The 19,263-nt window shown below is 62.0% G+C and carries 14 protein-coding genes; 10 read left to right on the top strand and 4 right to left on the bottom strand.

The window, feature by feature from the left end:
• The first annotated feature begins 7 nt into the window (after window positions 1-7).
• Genes IPP90_00470 through IPP90_00460 form a run of 3 tightly spaced genes read left to right on the top strand, consistent with a single transcriptional unit; the run spans window position 8 to window position 2,961 of the window.
• Window positions 8-1,114: a PorV/PorQ family protein gene (locus IPP90_00470; GenBank protein ID MBL0169191.1), complete on the top strand. Its 1,107-nt coding sequence runs from the start codon at window positions 8-10 to the stop codon at window positions 1,112-1,114.
• On the top strand, window positions 1,111-1,821 hold the full coding sequence (locus tag IPP90_00465) for an outer membrane beta-barrel protein (GenBank protein MBL0169190.1): 711 nt from the start codon (window positions 1,111-1,113) through the stop codon (window positions 1,819-1,821). Before IPP90_00470 ends, IPP90_00465 begins: the two co-directional genes overlap by 4 nt.
• 12 nt (window positions 1,822-1,833) lie before the next feature.
• A complete protein-coding gene (locus IPP90_00460) occupies window positions 1,834-2,961 on the top strand; it encodes a hypothetical protein (protein MBL0169189.1) in 1,128 nt (375 codons plus the stop codon).
• Between the two features lie 247 nt (window positions 2,962-3,208).
• On the opposite strand, the gene IPP90_00455 is transcribed toward IPP90_00460, so the two are convergent.
• Both IPP90_00455 and IPP90_00450 read right to left on the bottom strand, forming a co-directional pair.
• A complete protein-coding gene (locus tag IPP90_00455) occupies window positions 3,209-4,447 on the bottom strand; it encodes a hypothetical protein (GenBank protein MBL0169188.1) in 1,239 nt (412 codons plus the stop codon).
• A gap of 2 nt (window positions 4,448-4,449) precedes the next feature.
• The gene (locus IPP90_00450; protein MBL0169187.1) at window positions 4,450-6,684 is read right to left on the bottom strand and encodes a GWxTD domain-containing protein; all 2,235 of its coding nucleotides are present in this window, start codon (window positions 6,682-6,684) and stop codon (window positions 4,450-4,452) included.
• Window positions 6,685-6,853: 169 nt separating this feature from the next.
• On the opposite strand from IPP90_00450, the gene IPP90_00445 reads away from it, so the two are divergent.
• The 7 genes from IPP90_00445 (at window position 6,854) to IPP90_00415 (ending at window position 17,304) form a co-directional block, all read left to right on the top strand.
• Window positions 6,854-7,546: a hypothetical protein gene (locus IPP90_00445; protein MBL0169186.1), complete on the top strand. Its 693-nt coding sequence runs from the start codon at window positions 6,854-6,856 to the stop codon at window positions 7,544-7,546.
• Between the two features lie 499 nt (window positions 7,547-8,045).
• Complete coding sequence (locus IPP90_00440) at window positions 8,046-11,432, top strand: SusC/RagA family TonB-linked outer membrane protein (GenBank protein MBL0169185.1); 3,387 nt, start codon at window positions 8,046-8,048, stop codon at window positions 11,430-11,432.
• Between the two features lie 12 nt (window positions 11,433-11,444).
• On the top strand, window positions 11,445-13,142 hold the full coding sequence (locus IPP90_00435) for a hypothetical protein (GenBank protein MBL0169184.1): 1,698 nt from the start codon (window positions 11,445-11,447) through the stop codon (window positions 13,140-13,142).
• Window positions 13,143-13,197: 55 nt separating this feature from the next.
• Complete coding sequence (locus IPP90_00430; protein ID MBL0169183.1) at window positions 13,198-13,620, top strand: hypothetical protein; 423 nt, start codon at window positions 13,198-13,200, stop codon at window positions 13,618-13,620.
• Window positions 13,620-14,546 carry a DUF4397 domain-containing protein gene (locus IPP90_00425; protein MBL0169182.1) on the top strand — a complete coding sequence of 309 codons (927 nt, stop codon included), beginning with the start codon at window positions 13,620-13,622 and terminating at the stop codon, window positions 14,544-14,546. Before IPP90_00430 ends, IPP90_00425 begins: the two co-directional genes overlap by 1 nt.
• 181 nt (window positions 14,547-14,727) lie before the next feature.
• Window positions 14,728-15,321 (top strand): hypothetical protein, encoded by a 594-nt coding sequence (locus tag IPP90_00420; protein MBL0169181.1) that lies wholly within the window; start codon window positions 14,728-14,730, stop codon window positions 15,319-15,321.
• Window positions 15,322-15,423: 102 nt separating this feature from the next.
• A complete protein-coding gene (locus tag IPP90_00415; GenBank protein MBL0169180.1) occupies window positions 15,424-17,304 on the top strand; it encodes a CRTAC1 family protein in 1,881 nt (626 codons plus the stop codon).
• Window positions 17,305-17,313: 9 nt separating this feature from the next.
• Here the strand turns inward: IPP90_00415 and IPP90_00410 are convergent, their stop codons facing one another.
• Window positions 17,314-18,681, bottom strand: a complete 1,368-nt coding sequence (locus tag IPP90_00410; GenBank protein MBL0169179.1) for a carboxypeptidase regulatory-like domain-containing protein — start codon at window positions 18,679-18,681, stop codon at window positions 17,314-17,316.
• Entirely contained in the window at window positions 18,681-19,229 is a 549-nt protein-coding gene (locus IPP90_00405; GenBank protein ID MBL0169178.1) for a hypothetical protein, read from the bottom strand. Before IPP90_00405 ends, IPP90_00410 begins: the two co-directional genes overlap by 1 nt.
• Between the last annotated feature and the right edge of the window lie 34 nt (window positions 19,230-19,263).

The following is a 19,263-nucleotide window of genomic DNA, read 5'->3' as shown; positions in this document are numbered from 1 at the left end:
AGTGGCGATGAACATCCTTCGCACTATCGGCGCCGCTGGCGCTGCCACCGTCCTGCTGAGCGCTTCGGTTCGCGCTCAGGGGCCGGGGGGAATTCTTCCCACGCCGCAGGACACCCCGAACCGACAGGGTACGCGCGGCGCGAACTTCCTTCACATCGGGATCGGCGCGCGCGGCGGCGCCATGGCCGGCGCGGTCGGCAGTTCCGTCTCTGGTCCAACGGGCTGGTTCTGGAATCCGGCCGGCGCGGCCACCTCGGAGTCATTCTCCATGGCCGCGGGTCGACAGAACCTGTATGACGACCTCGATATCAGTCAGACCTATGCGGCAGGATCCATTCCGTTGCTTGGCGGTGTGGTTGGTCTGCACCTGAACACGTTGGCCTCAGGCCCCATTCGGCGCACCACCGAACTGAACCCGTTCGGCGAGCGTCTGGGTGGCAACGTGTTTGAGTGGAACTCGACGGTGGTGGGTCTTGGCTATGCCAAACGTCTCACCGATCGATTGTCGGTTGGTGGTCAGGTCAAGTACATCACGGAAGGCATCCCCGATGCCAACACGCACTGGATGGCGTTGGACATCGGCACTCAGTTCAATACCGGGCTGTACGGGCTGACGATTGGTGGAGCCATCCAGAACATCGGCGGCACGGCCCGTGCCAATGGCGCGCTCATCCAACGCGTCATTCAGACCTCCGACGGTTCGGTCCTGTCTGAATCGCGTCGTGTGCAGGTGTTCACGAATAACACCGAGTTGCCGGTGGAGTTCAGGCTGTCGTTGGGCGCCGACCTGCTGGGTGGAGCCAACTCCCTGATGGGTGGCGCCGGCGGCAAGAACACGCTCACAGCGGAACTGTCCGTAACCGACGCCACCGATTACAGCACGCAGTACGCGCTGGGTGCGGAATACGGTTACCGCAACATGTTGTTCGTGCGCGGTGGCAAGCGCATGTACAATGACGGTCGCGAGCGTGGCGATGCCGGCCAGACGGGCCTTGCCGGCGGATTCGGATTGCGGCTTCCCGTGAAGGGCCGCAGCATCCGCTTCGACTACTCGTACGAGGCGGCCGGCGCTCTTCAGAACATTCAGATCTTTTCCTTCGAGGTGGGCAAATGAGCCGCGTGCTTCGCGCCCTCACTCTTCTGCTGGTTTCCGCCAGCGCGCTGTCGGCGCAGGTGCAGAACAAGCAGTTTTCGGTGGTCACTCGTGTCGGGTCCATTACGCCCGAACGCGCGGCCAGCCTGAACGCGGGCCCGCTGATCGGGCTCGATACCGAGTACTCGCTCAACAAGTATTTCGGTATTGGCACCAGCCTGGACGTCACGCGCACCAACACGCACCGCGAGGACTTCCTGACGCGGTTGCGTTACGGGAACGCCGGCGCCGGTGGCGGCGATTCGATTTTCTATCAGTATGTTGGCCAGCCGATCAACACGATCAACATCAGCGCGTTCGGCCTGGCGCGTATTCCGGTGGGCAAGAAGTTGAGTCCCTTCGTGATGGCCGGCGTCGGGACCTACACGATGATTGCCAACACGCAGGTGAACGGTAAAGCCACGCGCAAGAACGAGCTGTCGTACACGTTCGGTGGCGGCGTATGGCTCAAGCTGGGCGAGAAGGTGGGTGTGCAGTTTGACGCCCGCGCCCTGCAGTTCCAGAAGTACGACCGGAACTTCCTGAATCCGGCGGCTGGTCGTGCGGAACTCAAGACACCATTCCCGGAAGATTTCCCGGTTCCGCCGGCGGCCAAGAAGACGGCGCTGAACACCATGCTGACTCTGGGATTCCGCTACATCCCGGGCGGCGTTTCGGGGGGCAACTAACCGATGTTATCCATGCGTCTTATCATCTGTAGCGCCTTGAGCGCTGCCTTGGTTGTCACGTCAGCATGCGACGACAATCGCTCCACCAAGGCGGAGCCGGTCGGCGCCCTGGGCTTTGGCACGAACTTCGCCAAGACCGCCACCAACCTGCCGCGCGGTACCGTCACGTTCCCGGTGGCCATTGTGGCCTCGGCGACGCCCAATACCGACTCGGTGATTGTCACACTGGCCGGACTCGACTCGTTGTCCAGCGGCACGTACACCGTGTGGTTGGCCAACGATTCGGCCACGAAGTTTGTCCGTGTGACGAACATGAACCTCACCATCACGCGCCTGGATTCCACGATCAACGCGGCGGGAGATCCGCAGTTTACGCCGACGGTGTCTCCGCGAGTTGGTGTGAGCGGATTCAAGCTTGGTGGATCGAACTATGCGCTCCGTGTGGCCACGGCGCGTGATGCGGCGACGGGAATTGCGGCCACTGACTCGCTGAACGTGGTGGTGGTCAGTATCGAAACGGCGGCCACGCCGGGGGCGTCGCCCGGCGAAGTGCGTCCGCTGTGGGCGCGGCGCAGTCAGGCGAGCGCCGCTCGGGTGGCGGGCCTCCGTTTCGGCACCTTTGGACGCGCGATACCGGTGTCAGCGGGCGCGCCGGCGGCCAATCAGGAGTATACGATTGCCACCAGCAGCACGGCCGGCGTGGCGACCATGACCATTGTGCCGCGCGGACGGGTGGAAGTGCGTGGCAAGATCATGATTGCCAACGACTCGAACTACTTCCGTCCGCCGGTGGGCTACTACTACAACGCCTACGCGGTCAAGTTCGATACCACCGGTCGGTTCAATGACACGGTGTATGTGGGTCGTCGCACCGCACCGTATCCGGACCGGACCATCTCGCTCTACGAGGTGGACAAGACCAATCCGGCGCCAAACGCCGTGTTCGATACGCCGCGGGTGATCTACGCTATGGCCTCGCGCGTTTCGACGGACACGATTCCCAAGGCGAACAGCACGCCGCCGTGGTACAACTTCGGACTGGTGCGCGTGAACCTTCAGTCCAAGTACTCCACCGAAGGGCGGATGGGGCCGAATACGGTGCTTGAGGCCACGCTGCCCAAGTCGGTGCGCGGTCGATAGGCCCGAGGTGACAGGATGGAGGTATGTGAACCGCCCGCCCGGATGATCCGGGCGGGCGGTTTTGCTTTGGAGGGGTGAGCGGGTTGAGCGGTGAGAGACTTGAGGGGTGAGCAACGGAAGCGTTGAGCGCTAGAGGGGCCAGCCGGCGAGGGTAGAACTCAGTCCTGCCCTCGCTGGCTCACCCCTCTAGCGCTCAACCCTTCCGTTGCTCACCCCTCAAGTCTCTCCAACCTCTGCCCTCACGCGTTTACGGCGTGACCCGCACCACACTCACCCGGTTCCGATCGCCAACCCAGAGCACGCCGTTGCCCGCCCGGACGGTGGTGGCGAATTGCAACTGTCGCGACGAGCCCACCACGCGCGGAACCGGCGACAGCGAGAGCTGAAACAATCCGTCCACGCCGCCAGCGACGAACAACGTCGGGCCCAGAAATGCGAGGTCGTAGGCGAAGCGCGGCTCCTGCGTCACGCGCACCGACGGCACGAGCGCGCTGGCCAGTGAATCGCGACGCCAACCCATCACGCCTTCATCGCCCATGGCCACGGCAATCCACTCGGCACTGGTCGCGATAGCGCGCGCCGAGGCCGGCAACGTCAGTCGAACCGCCGTGAGCGCGAGCTTCTGGTCATTCGTCGTTACCTGCACCAACTGCGAATCGGTGGCGACCCACCACGCGCGCGAAATGGAATCGTAGGCCACCGACGAAATCGGCAGCGGAAGTTCAAGGCTGTCGCCACGAGCCATGTCGCCGCTGCCGAATCGCACGCGCAGTCGCTTGCCGCTGGCGCTGACCACCACGTCACCGTTGGCGGCCAGTGCGTCGACGGGTCCGTCGGCCAGTCGCGTGGCGGGGCCGGCCAGCAGACTGGCTTCCCAGAGGGCGGTGCCGGTGCCCAGCACCAGCGAGCCGCGCGCCGGTACGATGGCCACCTGGCGGAGCGCACTCAGTCCATTGGCTCGGCGGCGCAGCGCCTTGGGTGCCGGCGTGGCGGACAACAATTGCACACCGCTGTCACTGACCACGGCAATCAACGAATCGCGCACGTCGATGAATGAGGGCGGCGCCAGCAGTTTGCCCTCGCCAAATCCGAACTCGATGACCTCGCCGGCACGAGGGGCAAAGGCGCGCCGTTGCGCGTCCAACTCACGACCGATGAACAGGCCCGCGATGGCCCCGCTGCCGGCAAGGAATGGCAACGCACAGTCCAGCGGCTGGCAGCCGCTGGAGCGCGTGCCCTTCTCACTCAGGAAGTAGTACCCCATGGCGAGGACCGTGCCGCTCAGGGCACCAAAGGCACTGGTGCGAGCGAGCGTGCCGCCATCGGGTCGACGCGTGGTACCAGGCGGCGTCACCCCCATGGCCCCCGGACGGGGCGCGGGGGACTGCGCCATGAGCGGCACGGCGAAACACAACGCGCCGATCACACGCAGCGCGTGTACCGCGACACCGTGACGTTGATCCGATGGGCATTCCGCTGTGCGCATGGCTACTGACCTCGAATGTGAAACTGCCGTTGCGTTCGTGTGACCTGTTTGGACGTGCGGTCGGTGATGATCAATTCCAGGTGATAGCGACCGGCGGGCGCACTGCCCATGCCCAGCGTGACCAGTTCGGGGACGCGATCGCGCGCGCCCAACGCCTCGTTCCGTTCAAACCGCAACCCAAGTTGCTCGTCACCCTCAGTGCTCAGTCCCACCACGTCCGAAATGCCACCAAAGAATCGCCGAACGCCACTGGGACCGCGGTCAATCTGTTCCAGCGTGACGATCATGCGGACTTCGTACTTGACGCGTCCATCCGCATCGGGGCGCAGTCCATAGTTTTCCCAGTACACCGAGAATGTATCGCGCTGAACGAGGTTGAGGTCACCACGTGGCACGAGTCCGATGGTGGTCCACCGGCCAACGGTCGAACCCGGCGAGGGCAGGCGATTGGCGAACACCATGTCACTGCTGGACAGTTTGGTGGTATCTGCCGAGAACATCGTCAGGTCCGCCTGCGCGCGACCCATGGCGCCGGTCAGCGCGGCGTCACGCACTTCCACCCGCAGGCGGAGATTCGCGCCGGCAGCGACGGTGTCGACCCACAGTCTCGACAGACGTTTCGAGGTGGGCAACGAAACGGCCGTGGTATCGAGGCGCGCGACTTTGAGCGCGGCCAATGGTCCGATGCGCACCGATGACTCCAGCGCGCCGCGGTCAATCTCGGCGGCGGCGTACAACCTCTCGGTAGGAATGCTCGCTGCGATCATCAACTGCGCCTTGGCCGGCGTCTCGCCGCGAAATCGCGCCACCTGAATGGGAACGGTATCGACGGCCATCGCCATTGCCAGATTGTCCAGCAGGAACGGTGCTTCCTGTCGCTGCTCCTCGGCGAACCCGCGATGATTGCCGGCGAAGATGGCCACGTTCATGGCCGGCGGACCTGTGAAGACAAATTCGACTTCCGTGCGCGGATAGTACCAGACCGTGATCACGCGCCCGACGGCGTCCTTGGCATCCGCGTCGGAGGTTGGCGCAAAGGTCGCCACGACCGGAGGTTCGCCGTAGCGCGCGATGATCAATCCGCGATCGGTCCGCCATCCTACCTGGCGCGTGTCGGCGTCGGTGAAGCGCAGATCGGCGAAGGCCATGCGCGCGAGAAACTCCAGGCGCGCCTCGTTCTCCGGGGTGGAGAGCATGGGATCGGCCGCTTCCCAGAAGGCGCTGTCCGTGCGCGCGCGATCCTCGGCATTGAGTCCGTCGATGCGTACGGAGTCTCCCTTGCGGGTAATGCGACCGAGGTGCGTGAGTTCGGCCCGTTCGGAAGGGGTGAATCGCGCGAGCGCGCGCCCGAACAGCGTGTCCGCTTGCGTCAGTTGACCGAGTTTGTAGGCGGCGAGGCCACCGGCGAAGAGCACGCGCGGCGGGGCGCTGTCTATCGCGGTGAATGCCGCCGCGATGTGGCGCATTTCATCGTAGCGATGCTGATCGTACAGGAGGCCCATCAACGACACCGCACTGGGCGCGTGCGTGGGCAGCGACGTCAGCGCGCGCCGGAAGTATTCCTCGGCGTCCTGCCGATCCACCTGGCCGGAATTCTCGATCGGCTGTGAGAGACTCTGCAGGAATTCGCGGGTGTAATGCAGACGCGCCCGTGCGGCGATCGGATCGAAGATGACGTTGGTGGTGGTGTAGATCCACCGGTCGCGACCGGTGAGATAGCGCCGTTCCTTGATGGTGCCCAACTCGTAGGCGACATCGGCCAGTTGTACCGGATCCCCATTCGATTCGGCTATCGACAGCGCCTTGCGGAACAACCGCTCGGCTTCAATGCGCCGCATAGGCGTCTTGAGGCGAATGCGCCCGATTTCAATGAGGTAGCGCGGATTGCGCGGATCGATGTCGTTGGCGCGGTCCAGCAGGCGGCCGGCGAGGAACCGGCGGGGCGAGTCCACCATCGACAGCGCGGTGGTGCGCGACAGCATGAGTCCCCGCCAGTACAATGCGTTCACATCCCGAGGCGACTGGTCGGTCGCGCGTTCCAACAGATCCAGCGCGGTGCTGGTGTCACCGTTGGCCGCCTTGTCGAGGGCTTCCCGCACCAGCGAATCGGTGGGTGCCCGGAGGCGCGGGGATTGCGCCACGAGCGGCGCGGCGCCGGCCAGCGTGGCGACGCATATCACTCCGAACGCAGCCACGGCCGCGCGGAGCGCGCGATAGGTTACGGCGACGTGACGCATGACGAAATGTGCGTTACATCGTGCGGGGATGGAACTGTTCGCCAGCGTGCACGTAGAATGCCGATATCCCTCGTGTTTCGCTTCGTCCCACGTGGTGTGTCGAAGAGATGTTGCCACACGTTTCGCCACCTGGCGCCCGCCGCCTTTCCGTCCCTTCAGGAGTGCTTTGATGTTCACTATCGTGTCCAACCGCGGGCCGTCGCGCGCTTCCCTGCGCCTGTGTGGCGCGCTGGCGGCGCTGGGTTTTGTCGCGACGGCCCATGCGCAGGCATTCAACTATCCATCGCTGCAGTTGCCAACGGCTTCAACGCGTGATTACACGGCGGCTCTGAGCGGTGGCGCGGGGACGACGGTGGTCTTTCAGTGGCGCGAGGGGTGGGGACCCCAGCAGCATCTGCAACTCGATCTGGGGCTGGCCGATCGCAAGGGGAGTGAGGCGCTGCTGTTGCTGGTGGGTGAATCGCTGGGTCGCGAACTGGTGCGGGCGACGGGAGAACAGCCGCTGGATCTGCTGATGACGGTGGGTGCGGGCGCGGCGTTTGGCAGTGGCGTCACGCTGATCCGGGTCCCGGTGGGAGTCAGCATCGGCCATTCATTCGAGCTGGATCAGGGAATGTCGCTGACGCCTTATGTGCATCCGCGCGCCTCGCTGGATCTGTGCAGCAGCTGCGGCAGTCGCGGCGGCAACCGATCGGAGGTGAGCCTGAATTTCGACCTGGGTGTGAACCTTCAGGTGAATCGAGAGTTCGCCGTGCGGGTGGCGGGATCGTTCAGCGGCTCCGACCTGCTGGGGACTGAAGATACGTTCGGGGTGGGGTTGAACTGGACGCCGAAACCCCTGGTGAGAACGCGAGTGCCGTAAGGGCGTGCGCTGCCGCCGTGTTTTCCGGAACACGGAACCCAAGGCGAGCTCATCCATAGTGACGCAATTCGGATTGATCTGTTGTCAATAGTGGCGCTGGTCCCGCAAATCGACGCGGTGGGCGGCGCCGGCAATCAATCGGTCCCGGTGAAATCGCCCAGTCCCTCTTGCGATTGCGCCGGTCGGTCCGTACCATAGCCAAGTTGCACGGTAAACGATTACTGCCGCCCTCAGGCAGTGCGCGTCAGTATTTGTTGTACCGTACCCGCCGTTTCATCCCCACCGCAGTGCGGGGCGCCCTTCCGGAGTCGATGGTTCGCTGTGCCGCGCTGGGTCAGCGCCTCCAGTAAGAACCCGACCACCGTGAAAAGGTTCGCTCGCTTCCCATAGAGTTTCTGGCCGTACCCTCCGACGGGCTTGTCCCGACGCGGACAATTGCGTCCGCGTTGCGGGTGTAGTGCGTTACCCCCTTCTTCACCACCAAGGGAGACAGATGTTCATGACCTTTTCGCATCGTGCTCGAGCAGTCGCCGCGTTGGTTGGCGCCATGCTCACCGCTTCGGCGGGCAGCGCGCAAGCCCAGAACGCAGTCATCACCGGTAAGGTGCTGAGTGAGTCCGGGCAGGCGCTTGAGTTCGCCAACGTGTACATCAACGAACTGACGATTTCGGTTCCGACGAACAATCAGGGCGTGTACACGATCAACATCCCGGCGGCTCGGGTGCTTGGTCAGGCGGTGAATCTGCGGGTTCGGGCGGTCGGCTACGTGCCGGGTGCGATTGCGATTCGCATCACAGCGGGAAACCAGACGCAGGACTTCTCGCTCAAGAAAGACATCAACCGTCTGAGCGAAGTGGTCGTGACCGGATCCATCGAAGGGACGGAACGCGCCAAGGTGCCGTTCTCGGTGGGGCGTTTGACGGCGGAAGACATTCCGGTGCCGGCGCTCAACCCGGTGACGGCGCTGCAGGGCAAGATTGCCGGCATGCGCGTTGGTGCCACGAGCGGTCAACCCGGAAGCGATCAGACCATCATGCTGAGAGGCCCGACGTCGATCAACGCCAGCGGCCGTTCCACCGGACCGCTCTTAATCGTTGATGGTGTCATTCTGCGCAACCAGAGCCTCAACGAAATCGGTGGGCTCGACATCGAGTCGGTGGAAGTGGTGAAGGGCGCTGCCGGCGCATCACTCTACGGATCGTCGGCCGCGAATGGCGTCATCGTAATCAAAACGAAGCGTGGGGCTTCGCGCGACGGCGTGAAATTCAATTTCCGGTCCGAGTACGGCGTTAGCGACCTGAGCAGCTTCGATTACGGTGCCTCGATCAATCACCATCTACAGCTCAATGAAACGGGGCAGCGGTTCTGCGTCGCCGGCTCGGGTGTGAATGCCCCGTGCTCGCAGACGACGAACTGGATGGAAGAGATCTACCGCATCAATAATGTGAACGCGGATTCGGTGCGTACACCGCAGACGATGCAGTGGGCGGTGCCGGGTGGCGCCGACCTGCTGAACGTCTTCCAGTCTCAAGTCTGGCCAGGTCAGCGATACAATGGGTTCGCGCAGGTGTCGAAGGCCAATCCGGTGACGCTCAATTCGCTGGATGCCAGTGGCCGCGCCGGCAACGTGCGCTACTTCGTCAGTGGCGCATATACCTCCGATGAGGGTGGCATCAAAGGCCTCGAGGGGCAGCAACAGCGCCGTGCGCGCGTCAATCTGGACTACGACGTGCGGTCAAATCTCACGGTGTCGGTCAGTACCTTGTTCGACCGTTCGCGCACGGACAACCGCAGTGGTGGCTCGTCTAACGGCGGCATTTTTGGTCAGTTGTTACGCGGTGCCCCAGCGGGCACGGACTATTCGGCGATCGATACACTTGGTCGCGCCATCGTCAAGGGCGGCGGCGGCGGCTTGCGTGGTTCGGGTAACGGGGCCGGAACGTTCCTGTACGACATGCAGAACAACAACAACGTCAGCGTGCAGCAGGCGAGCCGGTATCTGGCCAGCATTTCGGCTACGTATGCGCCGGCCGAGTGGGCGAGCTTCGACGTGTTGTACAGCTATGACAATCGGCAGCGCGTGAACGACGGTTGGTTCGTCAAGGGATATCGCACGCAGGCATTCTCCGCCGCTACCAATTTCGGCAGTCAAACGGTTAGCAACCTTCGCCGCGAATCCAGCAATGCGCAGGTTTCGGCGACCTTTCGCAAGCAGTTGACCAGTGACCTGAACGGCAAGCTCAATTTCCGCGGTCTCATGGATCGCGATTTCCAGTCAGCCAACAACTCTGGTGGAAACACATACACGGTGAAGGATGTGTTCCAGTTGAGCAATTTGCAGAACCAGACCAGCTTCGGCGTGGGATCGAGCTCTCAGCTCATCAAGAACATGGGTGTTATTGCCGGTGCCAATGTGGACTACAAGGGTCGATATATCCTGGATGGGACGTATCGCTACGACGGCAGTTCGCTCTTTGGCGCTGGCAACCGTTGGGCGCCTTTTGGCCGCGTTTCGGCAGTATGGCGCGTTTCGGAAGAGGGCTTCTGGAATCTTTCGCAGCTGTCTGACTTCCGCGTCCGTGCATCGCGTGGATCGGCAGGCAACACTCCGCGATTTGACGCCCAGTACGAAACGTACTCCTGCACCGGCGGTGCCTGCTCGTTGGGACAGGCTGGTAACTCGAAGCTCAAACCGGAGACGACTACGGAGACTGAACTCGGCCTCGATGCGACGCTGTTCAACCGCCTCGGTGTTGAACTGACATACGCGGCATCAGATACGAAGGATCAGATCCTGTTCCCGACGACACCGGCCGCGCTCGGCTTCACCAACAAGTGGCAGAACGCCGGTACGCTGTCGAACAAGACGTGGGAACTGGCGCTCAATCTGCCGGTGATCAGCAAGAAGGACCTGCAGTGGAACATGCGCGGCACGTTCGATCGTACGCGCACGCTCATCACCCAGTTGGATGTACCCGAGTACTTCGCCTCGGCAAATCTCGGCAACGGTGTCGGGTCATTCTTCCTGATGACGGCACGTCGAAATGTGGAGAACGGCTACGCAGCCAACCGGTACGGCAACATCTATGGGCGCAAGTTCTACAAGGCATGCAGTGACTTGCCGGCGTCGGTGCAGTCGCAGTGCGGCGAGGGCAAGGCCTATCAGGTGAACGATCGTGGTTGGTTGGTGTGGGCGGGTGAAGGAAACAGCTGGAAGGATGGAATCACCAAGAACCTGTGGCAATCAAAACTCCCGGCGGCTCTGTCGCCGTGGAACTACCCGTTGCAGTTCGGTCATCCGATTGTAGACCGCCCGCTCAAGGGAGAGAAGGGTGAGGGTCAGGGCCGCACGCAGATTCTGGGCAACTCGCTCCCGAACTTCCGCTTTGCCTTCAACAACACCATCACGTACAAGAAGCTGTCGCTGTATGGACTGCTGGATGGCACCATGGGCCATCGTATCAATAATCAGGGTGAAGGCTGGGGCATCTTCGACTACGCCTCCAGTAATTTCGATATGGCTGGGACCACAGTCGAAACCGCCAAGCCGGTCGGATATACCTGGCGCGTGGGTGGGAGTGAAGGGGTTGGTACGGGAGGTTTCTATGACCTCCTTGGCCCGAACAACTACAATGTAGAGGATGGTTCCTACGCGAAGCTTCGCGAAGTGAGCCTGACCTACCAAGTTGGCAGGGTGCGCGGAGTGGGCGACTGGACCGTTTCGCTCATCGGCCGCAACTTATTCACATTCACGAATTACGGCGGGTACGATCCAGAAGTAGGTGTTTCGGGCGGACAAGGTGGGTCTGGATTCGTGAATCAGGTTGACGCCTTTGACTTCCCAACGTTGCGTACCTTTACGTTCTCCATCTCCACTCGCTTCTAGAGTCCCGCCTATATGACACGACACATGATTCGATGGGCCGCCGTCGCAGTGGCCCTGATCGGCGGCCTCTCTGCGTGCGATGAGGAGCTGGTCGTTACCAATCCAAACTCGGGCGAAACATCCCGAGTCCTGGGAACGCCACTTGATGCGGAAGCGCTGCTGGCTTCGTACTTCAAGCGCTGGCACGTCGGGGTATACGGCAGCACGACCAATCTGGAAGGGATGGCCAATGTGCAGTCCCTGATGAACTACTCCAGTCTGGCGAATAACTGCCAGAACGCACGTACGCCGTTCAGCGGTGCGGGTAACGCCAACGCACCGGGCAACACCTGTCAAAACGAACAGGTCCGTCTTTTCCAATTCATGGCGGAGATCGATCGCGTAACAAACAGCGTTCTCGACCGCTTCACGGATGGCATGACCCTGGGTACGCCAGCACGTGACAATCGCGCCAAAGCGTACGCGAATTTCCTTCGCGGAATTGCACTCGGGTACGTGGCATTGATGCACGACTCAGCTGCAGTCGTCACGGCCAAGCAGGGATCGGAAGACTTCGGCACGTTGATCGGGTACAAAGGCGCGGCCGATTCGGCCTATGCCTCTCTCCAGCGGGCGATCGATCTCGCCAGTGCCGCTGCGGCAGGTGCGGAAGGATTCCCGCTGCCTTCCACGTGGATTCCATCGCCAACCGTATTCACGAGTGCGGAGTTTGTCCGGTTGGTTCGCTCATATCGGGCTCGGATTCGCGCCAACATGGCACGGACGCCAGCGGAGCGGGCCGCCGTGGATTGGGCAGCTGTGGTGGCCGACGCACAAAACGGCATCACGGTCGATCATCAGGTCATCACCGGCACGGGCAACATTGCGGGAAATTCGTGGCGTGCTCAGTACTTCACGTACCGGAACTGGCATCAGATGCCGCCGTTCTTCATCGGGATGGCGGATGTATCTGGTTCCTATGCCTCATGGATTGCCCAGTCGGTGAGCGAACGCGGAGCCGGTAACAACGGTTTCTTCATGGTGACGCCCGACTTGCGCTTTCCGCAGGGGGCTACCCGCTCTGCGCAGCAAGCGGATTTCGCCGTTGCGCAGTGCACGGTCGCGGCGACGCTTTGCAAGCGCTATTTCGTGAACCGCGCCAACGGCGCCGACGAGTACTCCGGTGCCAGCTTCGGATTCTCCAACTACGATCACGTCCGGTACCAGTCGTGGAATTCCCGTGGAGACGCGGGAACGGCGCGCACCGGCAAGACAGATTCATTTGTCAAGTCAGAGCTCGATATGCTCCAGGCAGAGGGACTCTACCGGCAGGGCAACTTTGCCGGAGCCGCAGCGCTGGTAAACGTGACCCGAGTGAGGAACGGTTTGCCCGCAATCACCGCGTTCGATGCAACGTCGCCGGTGCCCGGTGGGACCACGAACTGTGTGCCGAAAGTGCCCGTTGCTCCGTACAACGTGGTAGCATGTGGAAATCTCTGGGAAGCGCTCAAGTATGAGAAGCGCATCGAAACGGCATATACGTCGTATGCGCCGTGGTTCCTTGACGGCCGCGGATGGGGTGACCTCCCGAAGGATACGCCGCTCTTCTGGGCGGTTCCGTTCCAGGAATTGCAGGCGCGAGGGTATGCGCTTGGGAACATCTACGGAGTCGGTACAGGAGCCGGCAACGCGCCCAATGGGACCGCTGGGCCGAGCGTGTACGGGTGGTAACGAACTGAAAGGCGTGAGATCACTAATCGGAATTGGACTGCTGTGGACTCTGGTTATGGGCTGCTACAAGTTGGTGCCCGTAACCGGAAATCCACTTCCAGTTGGCTCGCAGCTTTCGCTGGTGATAAACGATGCGGGACGCGCGGCTCTGGGCGGCAGCATGGGACCAGAGATTGCCCAGATAGAAGGACGGCTGGTCCAGAAAGACAGCTCGGAATTTCAGGTTGCCGTTTCGATGGTGCATCTAATTCGTGGCGGCGACCAGGCTTGGTCCGGCGAGAAGATTCGTGTCCGAACGGAATTTGTGGTTGCCGTACAGGAGCGCAGATTTTCGAAGAGTCGAACCGCCATCATTTCCGCCGCTGTCGTAGGAGCACTTCTGCTGGTGGCTCGTCAATCGCTGCTTGGCGCCGGGCGCGAGGGCGACACGACGATACCTCCAGATTCCTCAGATAAGATCCGAATCATTCGTCCCTGATGCAGGCACAACTCGTTTTTCCATCCATGGAGTATTTCATGCGACGCATTCTTCGGCTCACGGTGATTGGCCTCGTAGTTGGCAGCACCATGAGCGCGTGCAAACCAGAAGAGGTTATCCAGACGGAGAATATTCCGACGGCTGGTGTACGGTTCATCAATGCCGTACCTGACAGCTCGGGAGCATTTGGTCTCGATTTCCGCTTCGTAGATCTTGTTGAGAGCAACGCACAGTTCCGAGTCACCTTTCGGAACAATCCGACGACGGCTGGTGGCATAACCGCCGCGACGCTGACGCAGTACAAGAATGCGCGGGCCGGCAGTCGCCGCTTCGTGGTGTTTCTGGACGACACCATTCAGGCGATCGCCTCGACGAAACTGAAGGATTCGACGCTAACACTTGAGGCCGGGAAAAACTACACGGTCATCATGTGGGGGGCAGGTCGCGCAGGCCAAATGAAGGTCAAGGTCATCGAAGAGACGCTGACTGACCCGGGTGCCAAGGTGGCAGTGCGCGTGATCAACGCCACGGGTGCGGCGATCGACGCTTCGCAGTATGCAAGCGTCGGTACGGCCCCAGCGACGCCCACATGGGCAAACATTGCGCCTTTCAGCGCGTCAAGCTATGCGCTAGTGGACCCGAGTACCACAGCGTCACTTATCAGGTTAAAGGTTCGTGCCGCAGGTGGCACAACGGATCTGTTTCCGGATATGACTGCACTTCGCGGAGCGTTGGCGACGTCCAGCCTGGGTGCCGGCGGCAAGCTCGATATCTCGTCAATCCCCGGAACAGATGTCGCAGGATCGGCCGTTAGCCTGATCGTGTTCCCTGCATCGACGGTTGGAGCGAGAACGCCCCAGACTGCGGCGTTCCTGGTACCGGCTGGGGCGTTCGTGTGGGATCGACGTCCACCCATCGGATTCTAACTCGACGTTACCCTGTATGATCTTGGGCCACCGGTTCAACCGGTGGCCCAATTTCCTTTCCGGCGATGTCGCCATTGCGTCGACGCCGTGGTTGGTCGAATCTTGAATGACCTTGAGCCACCATTCAGGGTACCGCCAAACGCTACAGCCAACATCATTCGCCCCGTGCGAGGTTCCGATCATGACTCAACACCGCACCGCTCTGGCCGCGCTCGCGGCACTGCTGCTTGTTCCGGGTACCTCTGTCGCACAGTCCAGAGGCGGCAAGATGGGTGGTTCAAAGGAAGCCGATTGGAATGCCGTGGCGACCAAGTCCGGCCCCGGAGGCCCGACGATCTCACCCAAAGATTTCGGCAACGCCAGCATCTTCAAACTTCTTATCGATCGGAAGAAGGATCTCAAGCTTACCGAAGCGCAGCTGGCGACCTTCAAGGAGTCGGACGCGAAATTGAAAGAAGTCAACGCCGATCGTTTCAAGTTGCTGGACTCACTCAAAAAGGACGCTAAGCCTCGCACGTCTGGCACTCCATCGCCGGAAGACGAGGTACGCATGGTGATCGCCAGTGAAGCGCTCAGTGCGGTGGCGCGCGATATCCGGACGACCTACGACGATGCGGCAAAGGCGGCCCTGCCGGTGCTCGACGACGCGCAGCAGAAGTCGGCTGTGGCACTGATGGAGAAATATCAGCAGGAAATGCAGTCCATGCTTCGTGAGAAGCTCGGGGGACGAGGTGGCGGAGGCGCGCCAGGCGGGCGCGGTCGGCCTCCGCGCTAGTCGGGCGTGACTACTTCCGGTCAGTTCGCGTTATGCGCGATGCTAATGGTGACCGCGTGTCGCCCATCAGAACGCCAGGCTGAATCGACAGTTGATTCGGCCATGTCGTTCGCGACGCCGGTTTCGGATAGCACACCGTCCTGGTTGTTAACTCGAGCTGATCAGGAACGCGCCATGGCATCTGGCTCGGCCACGCGGCATGACTTCCGGTTCAGGGACGAACGGGAAGCGAGCGGCATCACGTTCGTAAATCGAATTGTGGATGATGCGGGAAAGGCCTACAAGGCGGTGCACTATGATCACGGCACAGCCGTGTGCGCCGCCGACGTGGATGGAGACGATCGAACCGACGTGTTCTTTGTGTCGCAGCGTGGTTCGAGTGAACTCTGGAGGAACGAAGGCCGCGGCAGGTTTTCGAACATCACGACGACAGCCGGCCTGTCCAGCATGGATCAAATCGGCGTTGGCTGTGCATTCGGTGACATCGACAACGACGGACATCCGGATTTGTTTGTCACGACGGTCCGTCACGGGAACCGACTGTACCACAACAGTGGCAGCGGAACGTTTACCAATGTCACCACCAAAGCGGGAGTAGGATACTCCGGACATTCCTCAGGGGCGCTATTCTTCGACTACGACGGTGACGGATTGCTGGACCTGTTCGTGACCAACGTTGGGCGCTATACCAGCAAGGATACCGGCAGTGGGGGATACCATATCGGCGTCGATGATGCCTTCATGGGTCACCTGCACCCCGATCGCGCGGAGGCGAGTATCCTGTACCGCAATCGCGGCGGCATGCATTTCGAAGATGTATCGAGAAGCACCGGGCTGGTGGACCTGAGCTGGAGCGGCGATGCCACCATCATCGACGTCGACGATGACGGCCGCCCGGACCTGTACGCGCCCAATATGCAAGGTGAGAACCACCTGTGGCACAATGTAGGGGGCCTGCGATTTCGCGACGCTACAGCGCAGTGGTTCCCGCAGACACCGTTTGGTGCGATGGGCGTCAAGGCATTCGATTTCAACGGAGACGGTCGGCTCGATCTGTATGTGACCGACATGCATTCCGACATGATCGACATGATCGACCCGATGGATTGGATTGGCAAGGCGCGCAAGTCCGATCCCACCCACGTCATGGACGGCATGCTGCCGACCGGTCGCGCAAAACTGATGTTCGGCAATGCGCTCTTCGCCAATCGTGGCACTGGGACCTCATTCGCCGAGGTGTCCGACTCGCTGGGAGTGGAGACGTACTGGCCGTGGGGACCGAGTGTCGACGACGTGAATGCGGACGGCTGGGACGACATCTTCGTGGTCAACAGTATGAACTTCCCGTATCCGTACGCGACCAACGACTTGTTCCTCAACGAGGCCGGGCGGAGTTTCCTGCCGGCGGCATTCACGCTGGGTGTGGAGCCACGACGCAACGGTGCAACCGAACAGGAGTGGTTTACTGCGGAGTGTGGTCCGAATGGCGCCGACCGCCACAGCAAGGCGTGTCAGTCGTGTGCGCAGCCAAACGCGGCCGAGTCCGGGTGTCGGATGGATGCGAATGGGAGGGCCACCATGACGGCAACGCGCGGCACACGTTCGGCGGTCATCTTCGACGTGGATGGGGACGGCGATCTTGATATCATCACCAATGAATTCAATGCGCCACCACAAGTGCTGCTCAGTAATCTTTCTGCCAAGCATGCGGCTCACTGGCTGACTGTGCGCCTTCGCGGCACTACGTCGAACCGACAGAGCGTAGGGGCTCAGGTGACCATCGTTCTCCGGGATGGCCGCCGGATTCTCAAGGTGAACGACGGGCAGTCTGGCTACCTGTCACACAGCGATCTCCCCTTGTACTTCGGGCTCGGCGCGGCCGATGCAGCGGCGTCGCTTGAGGTAAGGTGGCCCAGCGGCAAGCGCCAGCGTATTTCCGGTCCAATCGTATCGGGGACGCGTATGGAGGTTGTCGAGCCCTGATGCAGGGGGTCAGCGAAAGGCGCGCTTGGTCCACACCGCGACCACGCCGCATCGGATCTCCTTGTTCATCAGTTCGACCGGTACCGTCAGCCGCTGAGGGTACACCTCAATAGCGGCTATGTCCGCCGGGGACAGGGTCCCCAGGATCTCGTGATCGAACTGCTGCGCCCCATCCAGGAGCAACATCGCCAGACACGGGTCAAGGCCGGTGGAAGGCAAGTAGATGTTGAATCGTCGTCCGTTGCCTGACATCGTCTGCACCGTCACGCCCTTCACAGCGGCAAACGCCGCCCCTAGCGTGCCGCGGCGGCCGATCGTGCTGGAGTCGAGGAATGAACCCAAACCCAGTTTCCGCCGTTCGTCGAACAGTACGGCGGCACGACGACGGGTCGTTGATGCCGTAATATTCAGGGCTTCAAGGTGTGTAATTGTGCGCAGCGTCGCCGCAAAGAAGGCCGTGTCACCGGCCGCGATATCCACCACACTTGATATCGGCGACATGCCGATGGCCGCCACATCAACCTGACGACTGCCGGTGGGCGCGTCGCGCAGTGTGAAGCGACCGTCCGCATCGGTGCGCGCTTCGCTGACGTCGTCAAGGATCACGCGGGCGCCCGGCACCGGCTTGCCGTCGGCGTCGGTGACGACGCCGCCAACCGCACCGCGCAACAGGGAGTCGGTCAGTGCCGTGCCGGCCAGCATGAGGTCCCGCCGCCGCACGCGATCGCTGCTGGGGGGAAGATCGATGAGCCCTGTGCGATTCATCAGGTAGTTGGCGCGGATGCGCAGCTGCGTTTGCAGCGGCACCCCGCACACCGCGTAGCCACCCTGCGCATCGGCCTGCGCTTCACTCTTCCAGCGGCGCTGTGTGACATTGCTGGACTGTTTGGTCCCCAGATTCACCAGATCCAGCCACGACACTTCTACCGAGGCTTGCGCCACCGGACGCTGCTGCTTCGCATCGCGGATGTTCCCATATACCAGTCCGCTGTCGCTGACCGGCACCGGCACGCCACCGCACACCGCGCGCCACAGTGTGGCGAACGACGGCACCGCGAGTGTCACCAGGGCCTTGCCATCAGTCACCACCGCGCGCGTGGTCGCACCGGACAACCCCAGACTGTCGAACACCGCGTGCTGCATGGCAAAGGTGTACGTCCCCGGCGGCAGCGTATCGAAGCTGAAGCGTCCCTTGGCGTCGCTGGTGGTGCTGCGCGAACGTCCTTCAATCATCACGAACGCATTGGCCAGCGGTGCGCCGCGCAGGCTGTCGAACGCGAGGCCGTTGACGGTCACGCGAGTGGTTGACGCGGCTTGTGCACCTGCCGAGCCCAGCGCGATGCTCAATGCCAGCAGGGATGACGCCACACGATGCATCAGCGCGCGAGCCTCGCCTTCACGAGATCGGCAATGCGAATCTCGATACCGCCTTTCGACGAGCATCGTGAATACGCCTGGTTGTAGGTGACCGGCCGCGATTGGGCGTCGACAATAGTAGTGAGCATGGCACCCGAAGCCCCTTCGGGGCTGACCGTCGTGATGACGCTCATGAACACATCATACGAATCGGCGTTGGGTCCGATCTGTGTGTTGCCGCAGTCCAGATAGCGACTGAGCGGCGCCTTGCCGAGTCGGGCCCGAGTCTTGTACCCCGCGTTGCCGATGGACTTGCGGGCCTGATCGATGGTGGTGACCGGAATGCCGACGGAATCGAATACCGACGGCAGGATGCGCCACACGGCGTCAACGGTGTTGGGCAGATGGGTGACATCGGCCGTTGATGTGGCCGACACGGTCAGCGATCCGACATCGGCCGAACCCATGGTTTGCGTCGCCGGTCGGCTGCTGGGGGCGCTCGCACTGCCGCCGGAGGATGAGGCGCACGCCGGCAACAGAGCCAGCGACAGCAGCAGGACACAACGCATGGGGAAACTCCAATGAAGGGATGATGGAAAGCAG

This window comes from Gemmatimonadaceae bacterium (assembly GCA_016720905.1).
Classification (GTDB): Bacteria; Gemmatimonadota; Gemmatimonadetes; order Gemmatimonadales; family Gemmatimonadaceae; genus Gemmatimonas.
The sequence above is the reverse complement of the archived record's forward strand: the minus strand, read 5'-3'. Positions and strand labels throughout refer to the sequence as shown.

Excerpts from the sequence above, each read along its gene's own strand:
- IPP90_00440 (MBL0169185.1), top strand. The coding sequence starts at position 8,046 with ATGACCTTTTCGCATCGTGCTCGAGCAGTCGCCGCGTTGGTTGGCGCC.
- IPP90_00455 (MBL0169188.1), bottom strand. The coding sequence starts at position 4,447 with ATGCGCACAGCGGAATGCCCATCGGATCAACGTCACGGTGTCGCGGTA.
- IPP90_00470 (MBL0169191.1), top strand. The coding sequence starts at position 8 with ATGAACATCCTTCGCACTATCGGCGCCGCTGGCGCTGCCACCGTCCTG.
- IPP90_00450 (MBL0169187.1), bottom strand. The coding sequence starts at position 6,684 with ATGCGTCACGTCGCCGTAACCTATCGCGCGCTCCGCGCGGCCGTGGCT.
- IPP90_00445 (MBL0169186.1), top strand. The coding sequence starts at position 6,854 with ATGTTCACTATCGTGTCCAACCGCGGGCCGTCGCGCGCTTCCCTGCGC.
- IPP90_00460 (MBL0169189.1), top strand. The coding sequence starts at position 1,834 with ATGCGTCTTATCATCTGTAGCGCCTTGAGCGCTGCCTTGGTTGTCACG.
- IPP90_00420 (MBL0169181.1), top strand. The coding sequence starts at position 14,728 with ATGACTCAACACCGCACCGCTCTGGCCGCGCTCGCGGCACTGCTGCTT.
- IPP90_00435 (MBL0169184.1), top strand. The coding sequence starts at position 11,445 with ATGACACGACACATGATTCGATGGGCCGCCGTCGCAGTGGCCCTGATC.
- IPP90_00425 (MBL0169182.1), top strand. The coding sequence starts at position 13,620 with ATGCAGGCACAACTCGTTTTTCCATCCATGGAGTATTTCATGCGACGC.
- IPP90_00465 (MBL0169190.1), top strand. The coding sequence starts at position 1,111 with ATGAGCCGCGTGCTTCGCGCCCTCACTCTTCTGCTGGTTTCCGCCAGC.
- IPP90_00430 (MBL0169183.1), top strand. The coding sequence starts at position 13,198 with ATGGGCTGCTACAAGTTGGTGCCCGTAACCGGAAATCCACTTCCAGTT.
- IPP90_00405 (MBL0169178.1), bottom strand. The coding sequence starts at position 19,229 with ATGCGTTGTGTCCTGCTGCTGTCGCTGGCTCTGTTGCCGGCGTGCGCC.
- IPP90_00410 (MBL0169179.1), bottom strand. The coding sequence starts at position 18,681 with ATGCATCGTGTGGCGTCATCCCTGCTGGCATTGAGCATCGCGCTGGGC.
- IPP90_00415 (MBL0169180.1), top strand. The coding sequence starts at position 15,424 with ATGTCGTTCGCGACGCCGGTTTCGGATAGCACACCGTCCTGGTTGTTA.